The sequence below is a fragment of the Coleofasciculus sp. F4-SAH-05 genome, from assembly GCF_040222985.1.
In the GTDB taxonomy this organism is placed as follows: domain Bacteria; phylum Cyanobacteriota; class Cyanobacteriia; order Cyanobacteriales; family Coleofasciculaceae; genus Coleofasciculus; species Coleofasciculus chthonoplastes.
In genome coordinates this window covers 1-9654 of sequence record NZ_JAVKBY010000102.1, presented here as the reverse complement: position 1 = coordinate 9654, position 9654 = coordinate 1, and the positions used below count along the sequence as shown (strand labels likewise).

Annotated in this window: 7 protein-coding genes; 4 read left to right on the top strand and 3 right to left on the bottom strand. The window is 44.6% G+C overall.

Annotated elements, in window-relative coordinates:
• Positions 1 to 1049: 1049 nt before the first annotated feature.
• From RIG27_RS13340 to RIG27_RS13330, 3 genes are read left to right on the top strand one after another with little or no spacing between them, the layout of a single operon-like run.
• Positions 1050 to 1778, top strand: coding sequence for a hypothetical protein (locus RIG27_RS13340; protein WP_446345826.1), 729 nt, complete (start codon positions 1050 to 1052; stop codon positions 1776 to 1778).
• Positions 1779 to 1817: 39 nt separating this feature from the next.
• A complete protein-coding gene (locus tag RIG27_RS13335; protein ID WP_446345824.1) occupies positions 1818 to 3827 on the top strand; it encodes a P-loop NTPase fold protein in 2010 nt (669 codons plus the stop codon).
• Positions 3828 to 3838: 11 nt separating this feature from the next.
• A complete protein-coding gene (locus tag RIG27_RS13330; RefSeq protein WP_446345823.1) occupies positions 3839 to 5281 on the top strand; it encodes a DUF1802 family protein in 1443 nt (480 codons plus the stop codon).
• A gap of 52 nt (positions 5282 to 5333) precedes the next feature.
• Here the strand turns inward: RIG27_RS13330 and RIG27_RS13325 are convergent, their stop codons facing one another.
• Entirely contained in the window at positions 5334 to 6140 is an 807-nt protein-coding gene (locus tag RIG27_RS13325) for a toll/interleukin-1 receptor domain-containing protein (protein WP_446340209.1), read from the bottom strand.
• Between the two features lie 446 nt (positions 6141 to 6586).
• Positions 6587 to 7645 (bottom strand): mannose-1-phosphate guanylyltransferase, encoded by a 1059-nt coding sequence (locus RIG27_RS13320; RefSeq protein ID WP_446345820.1) that lies wholly within the window; start codon positions 7643 to 7645, stop codon positions 6587 to 6589.
• A 239-nt stretch (positions 7646 to 7884) separates the two neighbouring features.
• Here RIG27_RS13320 and RIG27_RS13315 point away from each other — a divergent pair, with 239 nt between their 5' ends.
• Positions 7885 to 9345: an LCP family protein gene (locus RIG27_RS13315; RefSeq protein ID WP_446340211.1), complete on the top strand. Its 1461-nt coding sequence runs from the start codon at positions 7885 to 7887 to the stop codon at positions 9343 to 9345.
• A gap of 102 nt (positions 9346 to 9447) precedes the next feature.
• Here the strand turns inward: RIG27_RS13315 and RIG27_RS13310 are convergent, their stop codons facing one another.
• A complete protein-coding gene (locus tag RIG27_RS13310) occupies positions 9448 to 9639 on the bottom strand; it encodes a hypothetical protein (protein ID WP_446345818.1) in 192 nt (63 codons plus the stop codon).
• Between the last annotated feature and the right edge of the window lie 15 nt (positions 9640 to 9654).

The following is a 9654-nucleotide window of genomic DNA, read 5'->3' as shown; positions in this document are numbered from 1 at the left end:
GCCTTGCTCCCCATTGACTAGCTTAGGAAATATCAGCGTTTAAATGGCTTGCTGCTGCTGTTTTTAGATGAGACAGATTGATTGATTTAGCCAGCGTTTTTACCTCTTCTTTTGAATCTAAACGTTGCTTTTGTATCTGTCCGGTGAAGCTTTAATTCGCTTCATAGTTCTACTTTAGCACCTTTGATTGAAAGGACAAGGGAATGATACGTAAGTTTACATTAATCGGGAAAAGGTTGAGTTAGATTAATGCTTCCCCTATTCAGACCTCTAGGTGGACATTCCCAGGAGTGCGATCGCATTCCTTTTTAGAAAGGCAAGATTAACCACCTGCAGGGGCAACCCGCTTGCATCAATTAACAATCTCCAATCCATTTAATTGGGTCGGGTCGCCCTTTTCTATTAATTGGCTAATTAATGCTAAAACAACAGCAGCACGTCCGATCGACTTGCTGAGTGATTTCCTTCTTTTAGTAATTCTATCTGGAGTTGCACTGAATTGAAGTTTCAGTAGCCTTGCTCCCTATTAACTAGCTTAGGAAATATCAGCGTCTAAATGGTTTGCTGCTGTTGTTTTTAGATGAGACAGATTAATTGATTTAGCCAGCGTTTTTACCTCTTCTTTTAAATCTAAACGTTGCTTTTTTATCTGTCCGGTGAAGCTTTATTTGCTTCATACTTTTACTTTACCACTCTCAAGTTGAAAGACAAGGAAATGACATAGAAGTTAACATTTGTCCGAAAAATATTAAGTTAAGTTACGATTGTGGGCAACGATTGATGAGCAGGTGATCATCCTGAACCAGTCGAAAACAGGATCAAATTGAACGATTGAGTCTCTGAATTAAGTGAAAATACTTAGAGACTATGTGCAGAACACATAATTTGTGGAGTGAGCTAAACTGCCTCTACTGACGCTGTACTTGCTGTATACCGATCGCGACTGAACTGGCAAGTGATTAGATAATGGGGTTAGTATAGCAAAGGGTATTTTTACAAAAGTTCATTCTTTAGACTCAGAAATTTCCATGACGGATAGGGTAACAACGATGTCCAACGATGTTGATGCGAAGACAGATACAGATATCGAGGCGAAGACAACAGAAAAAGAAGTCCGCCTACTGCTTTACTTGTGGGATATGGGAGGTTCGGATGTTAAGAGGGGTGAACTAACCAAGCGACTGAAACGGAAAAAGGAGACAGCTGCTGATTACCAGGAGAGTTATCAGCAGTTAGAAGAGAACGGTGCGATCGCGGTTTCTCGGTATAAGGTATCTCTGGTACAGCCGAAGGGATTTCAGATGCTGGAAGCGGGGTTAAAGAGTGAGGCGTTTAAATTTGAGAGTCAGATTGGCGCGAAAACCGCGAATGCGTTACTCAAATGGATTCGAGAACAAGCTATGTCGGCGGGTACTGTTGGTGATGGCGCGGTTGCTGCCGGGAAGACTGGGGAGAGTGCGATTGAGCAAAGCTCAGCGCCAAAGGCGATCGCGTCTTATGATCAGTTTAAGCAGGTGGCGCTGGATGTCTACGATCAGCTTAACCGCGACTATAACTTGGATTATATGGTACCGATTTATAGGATACGGCGAACCATTGGCGATCGCGTCTCTCGTTCCCAGTTCAATGACTGGATGCTGGAAATGCAGGCGAATGACATCTTCCAGCTAATGGGGGGAGAGGTTTTAAACGTTACCCCTGATCAATTAGAAGACTCAATTACTCCGCCAGTCGGCAAATTGCGTTACTTTGCCAAGCTTGTGAATGCTGAAGCCTAATTGAAACCGCTTGTTGTTTGTTCCTTCACCTGAATGATCATGACTAATTTATCTGTTTCACCGATTGAAGAAATCAACACCGCCATCCAAGACTACAATCCGTTCAACAGTGCAGCCATTGATAAAGTCCAAAGTGTTTGGGGTAAAGGATTCCCGGATTTGAATACTCTCAATGCTCATGCTTCTCAAAAAGTCTTGGAGATAATCAAGCAGGTTAAAACCAGCTCAGATAGTAAGGATAAGGTAGCCACTTTAGTTGTGACTGGCGATCCGGGTTCAGGGAAAACTCAACTCATTGGTCGCCTGCGCCGTCGTGTCATTGGTGATGGTAGTGCTGTATTTATCTATGTTAACACTGGCAAGTATGGTAACTTAAATCTGTTGAGACATCAATTTCTGCAAACGTTGATCGAGAACTTGGCGCGAGTTGGCAGTCAAGAAGTTACACAATGGCAGGAAGTGGCGGCGGCTATGGCAAATGCCAGTAATTCCAGTGGTCAGAAAACTGCCGCAGCAACAATAGTTAAGAATTTTGATAAAGCCTATGCCAAAGCTTTACAAAATCACCAAAATCTACTCAAAAAATTGAGTACCCAGATTCTCAAAATCAAGCCGGATGCTGATCCTTATATTCTCAGGGCGATTTTGTGGACTCTTTCAGAAATGTACGCCCCCTATGCTATTGAATGGTTAGCTGGTAATGAGCTAGATCAAGAAACGGCTAACTCTATGGGTTTGCCAACTAATGCTGGTAAGACATCTCAAGAACAAGAAGCAGAAGCTCTGGGTAATATACAACAAATCTTGCGGTTAGTTAGTGACCATAAACCTGTGCTGATTTGTTTTGATGAATTGGAAACCCAAGGAATATTATCTGAAGATGGGTTTACGAAAGCACAGGTAATTGCTAGGTTAGTTAAAGACGTTTACGATAACCTCGAACAGTCAGGTATTGGCAAAGGTATTGTCATGTTGACGGTAATGTTCCAGTCAACTTGGAGTAAGGAAATAACCTTTTATACTGAAACTGTTAGCTCAGTAAAAGATCGGTTGTCAACAGCAACTCAAGGAAACCCAATAAGTTTAAAACCTCTAGATAGCCAATTCATTGTTGATTTAGTTGCCTTGTGGTTGCAAAAAGAGCTATATGATCCTCGTGATTTAAAACCTCATGATCCAGTTTATCCGTTTACAGAAAGCCAACTCAGGGATATCGGTAAAGGCAAGCCGACTGTACGGGAAACTTTAGATTGGTGTGCTAAGAATTATCGCCCCAATGTTCCTATATCACTAGAAGAGAGATTTAAAAGAGCTGTTAAAGCCTCGAAGGAGGCAGACCTTGGAGATTATTTAGAGGACAATGATAAAATTGCTGATGCTCTACGTTTTGGCTTTGAGCAGTTGATAGGTGAAACATTGGAAGGGGAAACATTAACCGGACAAAAATTACGGCAACTAACAATTGAAAGCGTTGATACTGATATCAAAGTAGTCAACTCAAAGGCTCCTGCCAAGAATCTATCAAACCAAGGTTACATTAATTTCAAGGTTGTTGGCAATGAAGATGACAAAAATTTTGTCATTGGTGTAGCAGTTATTCAAAAAGGCAACGCAGCTGCACTAGGCGCTGGATTAAAGCGCTTAACGGCATACGAACGGTTTGGTTTAACTCGCGGTTGTTTAGTTCGCTCGAAAAACAAAAAAATTAACAAGACGACAAACGCTTATAAGTTACTGGAAAAACTCACATCTCAGGCAAAGGGAGGAGAATGGGCGTATCTGGAAGCTGAACAGATTAGACCTCTGATTGACCTGTATTCTGTTTATCAAAACTGCGAGACATATCAGCTTACTCAAAAGCAGGTGGCAGAATTCTCAAAACCCCAAATTTTAGAGAATCCACTACTGCGAGAAATCCTCAGCGATCCCTCTGGCGAAATTGATGCAGAGACTATCGAAGATGAAGAACTCTTTGGAACGCTGTTCGACGAATCTAGTGCTGATGATACAGCCAATGATGACGACCTGAATGACCTATTCGTAGCATAGGAACATAAATTATGCTGCCAATCGCCCTACGTCTACCTGCCCCAGATATTAAAGCCTTAATCGAAGGACGCTCAATTGCCATTATCCCTCGGATATTCGTCAATCCAGGACGACAATTTGCCCTTTATCCCTCAGATACCTCCACTAACGCTCTGCCTATCGAACACTATTATCGCTCAAATTTTATCCCCACCGCCCAAAAAAGTCTGGCTGAACTCGGTTCGGAGACGGTTCAAATTAAAGCCTGGGCAAAATGCGAACGTTGTCAAGTCTTGGATGATTCCGAATCCCTTGATTTTCTATCTCAGCTAACTGTATGGACAAAAGCCGGATTAGAGCAAACTCGTGTAAAACGAGGTCATATTTTTTTAGCCTACCTGCGGGTTTATCGACTCCCGCAACCGATTGAAATCCCCGTACATCCAAGTCCCCGATTTATACCTCTCCCCCAACCTTTAACGGTGACTCAAAATACACCTGTTTTGAGTCAGACATGCTTTGAACAGCGCTGTCGCCAGATGGAAGAACGACAGCCGCCTCAGCATCCAGAATTAGAGGAATTACAGAGTGCGATCGCGCTATTATCAAACCATAATCTAGCGGCTAAAGAACTTGACCAAGATATCAAACAATTCTTGGGATGGAATAGCCAATCAATCGTGAGATTTGACTCTGATTTCATCTGGATTAAAACAATCGCCGATGTCGGCAACTCTAGCGATGGTCATCAATTTGAAAAACTGGTACGGAAAAGCTTACTAAAACTAGGATTTACCAACTCTAGAAATGACCCCAAAGCCAGCCTAAATCCAGAAGCAACTGGTGGTGCTGGCGGGATTGACTTTTATGCAGATGCACCTTATCCCATCGTTGGCGAATGCAAAGCCACCAAAAGTGAAATAGTACCCAGTAAAACTCCGGGACAATTAATCCAACTGGGGAACAATCATCTCCAACAAGATTATGCTCCTTGTCTCAAACTCATTGTCGCCGCCGGTGAATTAACCCCAGATGCTTTACGAACAACTTTAAATAATCAGATTAGCGTGATTCGTCCAGAAACTCTCCAACATCTCGTAGAATTGCAAGCCCAATATAATGGTGCTATTGACTTGCTGAAACTCAAAGCCTGCTGGCAAAATGCTTATGGGTTAGCCGATGATAAAATTGAGCAATACCTAGTAAAAGTGCGTCAAGACATCGCCGTGCGATCGCACATCGTTCAATCTGTTAAATCCTTACAAGAAAATGCCAGGTTAGGCGAAGTGGAAGTTGGTCAAATTTATGGCACGTATATCGGTTCGAGTCCGCCCAAACCCTTAATGCCAAATGAATTGCGTGATATTCTCATTGAACTATCCTCCCCCTTAATAGGCTACTTAGGGAGAAATAAGGGTAATGAATCGAACAGCGATCGCTTCTATTTCCTGCGCGATTTACCCCAGATTCATTAAGATAAAAAAATCTTGTGTAAGTACAGATAGAGGATAGGCGTAAGTCTCCTATCTAAACTCTAAAAGGGAAACTTCCATTTTCACAAAAGCCAGGGGTAAGAAAATGCAGAGTCGCCAAAACACCCAGAATCGCACTGACAATTATACCTGTAGCAATTCGTTTAATTCGTACAAACTGGGCAAGCTGACTCGCCCAAATATATTCTCGGTGTTCTTGAAGTGGCAAGGGTGTATTGTTATCCGATGCAGCCAACCAAGCTGTTGCTTCCCACAGTTGTTTACCGTGTAGCAAATAGCTGTGATCCCGATCATGAGACACCCAATCCCGCCAGAGTCCATAGAATTTAGTATGCAATCTGGCGTCTTCTGGATTAATATTGAGAGAATTCAATAATTTGGTTAAGCAAACCTCAAAATCCTCTTCGGGAGTAAAAAACATCCAGTTTATGGATCGCAAAGATAAGGGAACTGAATCAGGTTGCTCAATCACAATCGGGAAAATTCGTTTACCTTGACTTAAAGCATACTCTAACTCTTGACCACAAACCTTAGATATCGCTGAGTTAGGCGTTAGCATAAATAGAAAGTAATCCGAATCTTCAATCCCTCGCTTAATTTCCTCCCACCACTCAACCGCTGGTGGAATATCTTCCCAATCCACCCAGATTTCATAATTCGGAGATAGAGCCGCGTAGAGTTTTTCAACGAATACTTTGTCCTTGTGGGAGTAAGAGAAAAATAGCCTACTCTCACGCTCTTGAATGTCCGGTTTTCGCCAACTCTCTTTGAGTAAAAACAGCAGGCTTTTGAGAAAACGCGGGGGAGAAGAAGAAGGACTTGGAGTTTGAATGCTAGTCATTTGATATCCAGAAGTATACGATAAAGCTTGAATGATTGGATACTTCACCGCAACCCGTAAATTTTCCGGTTTTTGTTAAACTTTCTTTATGTTCTTGAGATAATAACTCGTGATGTATTAATTTTATCTAAGTTCAGGGAACAGGGAACAGGGAACAGGGAACGGTTTTCATCGCTTGAACCCTATTACCTGAAGGGGTGACAAGCTCGCGTCAAAGGTGTGGGGTATGATACCCTACACCCTACACCCAGTTATGTAGGGTGGGTTAGGCGGGACTTAAAGTCAGGCAATAAACCTTTAATCGACTATCCGCCGTAACCCACCGATATTTAGGTGGCGATGTTTTATAGCGGACAAAATTTATGTCCAGGTACTTACGCCTTGAGCAAGAGCGCAAGGATGGTGCCCATACGGATAGATTGGCAATAATCAAGGACAAATTACAATTAAAGGAACTGACTAAATCTCGAATCCGCTTGTAGGGTTTTCAGTACCTGCTTAATTTCTTGAGTGCGGTCTTTTTTCACAATTAACGTCACCCCACCATCTCGCACAACCACCACATCTTCTAAACCAATCGTCACAATCACCTCATCCTGATCACTGGTATAAAGAATCGCTCCTTGGGTATCTTTCCCTACATGAGTTGCCAGTTCCACATTCGCCGCCTCTCCCTTGTGCAACCGTTCTAAAGCATTCCAATCTCCCAAGTCATCCCAACCAAACGCAGTCGGGAGAACATAAGCCAGTTGGGTTTTCTCCATTAAGGCATAATCAATACTGGTTTTAGGTAGTTTAGAATAAGCATCAATCCCCTGTTTTTGTAACGGATTGATAATATCAGCCGCATAAGTGTTTAGTTCCGCTAATACGACGCCAGCCCGGAAAATAAACATCCCACCATTCCAGCTAAATTTCCCCGTCGCCAGAAATTTCTCGGCTGTTTCTCGGTCTGGCTTTTCTGTAAATCGAGCAACCCGATAAACCGGTAAGTCATTAAACGTTCCGGCTGGTTCTCCTTGTTCGATATAACCGTAACCCGTAGAGGGGTAGTCCGGGGCAATTCCTAAGGTGACAATCGCGGCTTCAGCCGCCGCTAACTGAGTCGCCGCCTTAATCGTCTGTTGAAACGCCTCCTGGTCTGCAATCCAATGGTCTGCCGGAAAAAAGCCAACCACCGCATCTTCTCCATAGTGACGCGCAATTTCTAAGGTTGCCCACGCCACAGCAGGTGCAGTATCCCGCCCTTCGGGTTCAGCTAATATATGCTCACTATCAAGTTGGGGTAACTGTTGTTTCACCCCATCAGCTAATTGAGCCGATGTGATTACCCAGACATTGGCTGAACCTCCCGCCAATTGACTGAGACGGTCAGCCGTGGTTTGTAATAAACTTTTTCCACTACCATCTAAACTTAAGAACTGCTTAGGTCGGTGTTTGCGGCTAAGGGGCCAAAACCGTTCACCTTTGCCGCCAGCTAAAATTACAGGTATTAATTGACTCATTGTCCGTGCTATTCTGATTGTCTGCTACATCCTAGCCTGGGAGAGCGGAGGGGCGGAGGGAACTGGGGAAGCAGGGGGAGCAGGGGGAGCAGGGGAAGCAGGGGGAGCAGGGGAAGCAGGGGGAGCAGGGGGAGCTGGGGAAGCAGGGGGAGTGGGCTGGGTAACGTTATAATCCAGCAATAGATTCGGTGAACGTCAAAGAATCCAGAACAGTTGGTGTGTGGTGAGGATAAAACAACGTGTCGAATAGTTCCCAAACTAGCTGGGGTTTTCAAGTCTCCCATCCCGAAGATTATACGCGATCGCAGGGCGACTCTGATGTCGCTGAAAATGATACTGGGGGTTCCCCGCCTCCCCCACCACCAGAGGGTGATGGCGGAGAGTCCCATTCCGATGATCATTCAAATAAATCCAGTGGTGGTCGCTATATGCGCTGGTTTCTGTGGAGTGCGGCGTTTATCTTAACCGCTACAGTTTCTGCTACCTTGGGCGCAACGGTTGCCCTAATTACCCCTCTTTCCCCCTTAATCGTGCCGCAAAATTTTCTCCCTGGCGCGAAAGAAAATTCCTGGCGACAAGCGTTTCGCTATGATTTAGCCCGACCGGTCAACATTCTGGTAATGGGGATTGACCGAGTTCCCGATAGTGCCAAAAACTCGTCCGACGTTTTCAGTGGTCGCAGTGATACTATGCTGTTGTTACGCCTCGACCCGACAGAAGAGTCCGTGACGATGCTTTCTATTCCTAGGGACACCCAAGTGGAACTTCCGGAGGTAGGACTTACCAAAATCAATGATGCCAATGTGGAAGGGGGTGCAGCGTTAGCCGCACGGGTGGTGAGTCGTACTCTCAATAATGTACCCGTTGATCGCTATGTACGGGTGACTACGGATGCATTTCGGGAACTGGTAGACCTGGTGGGGGGAGTTGAGGTGTTTGTTCCCTATCCGATGCAGTATGAGGATGTAACCCAGGATTTGTACATTGATTTAGAACCGGGATGGCAAACCTTAAATGGAGACCAAGCCGAACAGTTTGCTCGATTTCGTAAAGACAACTATGGCGATATTGGTCGAGTCCAGCGCCAACAAACGCTACTCAAGGCGCTGCGTCAACGGTTGCTCAGTCCCACAGTGCTACCGCGTTTACCCCAAATCATTCGGGTGATGCAGCAATATATTGATACCAATCTCAGTTTAGAAGAAATGCTGGCGCTGGTGGGCTTTGGCTTAGATTTAGACAAAGATGATTTTCAGATGGTACTTTTGCCCGGTCGCTTCAGTGGTCCAGAGGAATATGTTGCCAGCTATTGGATTATGGATTCTGCCGGACGCGATCGCGTTATGCAACAATACTTTCAGCAAACCCTTGACTGGAGTTCATCGGAGATTCGGCGTTCTCCCCAACGGTTGCGAATTGCGATTCAAAATGCCACAGATGACCCGCAATTAGCTCACAAAGTTGCTCGATATTTGGCGAAAAACGACTTTTATAATGTCTACATCATACAGGATTGGCCCGATCAGGTACGCGAAACTCAGATTATTGTGCAACAAGGCGATTTGAAAGCCGCCGCGACATTGAAACGGGTTTTGCAACTCGGTCACGTCGAAGCCTCTTCCACAGGAGATATTGAATCCGATTTAACCATTCGTGTGGGTGAGGATTGGTTGATTCGGCACGCACAAGAGGAGGAATAATGCTGAGGAAGCTGGGGGAGCTGGGGAAGATGGGGAAGATGGGGAAGCTGAGGGAGCTGGGGAAGCTGAGGGAGGTAAATGATCAATGACTAGAAAAGAGTTTTATGTGTAGGGGCGGGTTTCACTACTATCGTTTTTTGCCCACCCTAATGTCACTAAACCCGCCCTGCCTAAATGACCAATGACCAATGACCAATGACCAATGACCAATGACCAATGACCAATGACCAATGACCAATGACCAATGACCAATGACCAATGACCAATGACCAATGACCAATGACCAATGACCAATGACCAATGACCAAT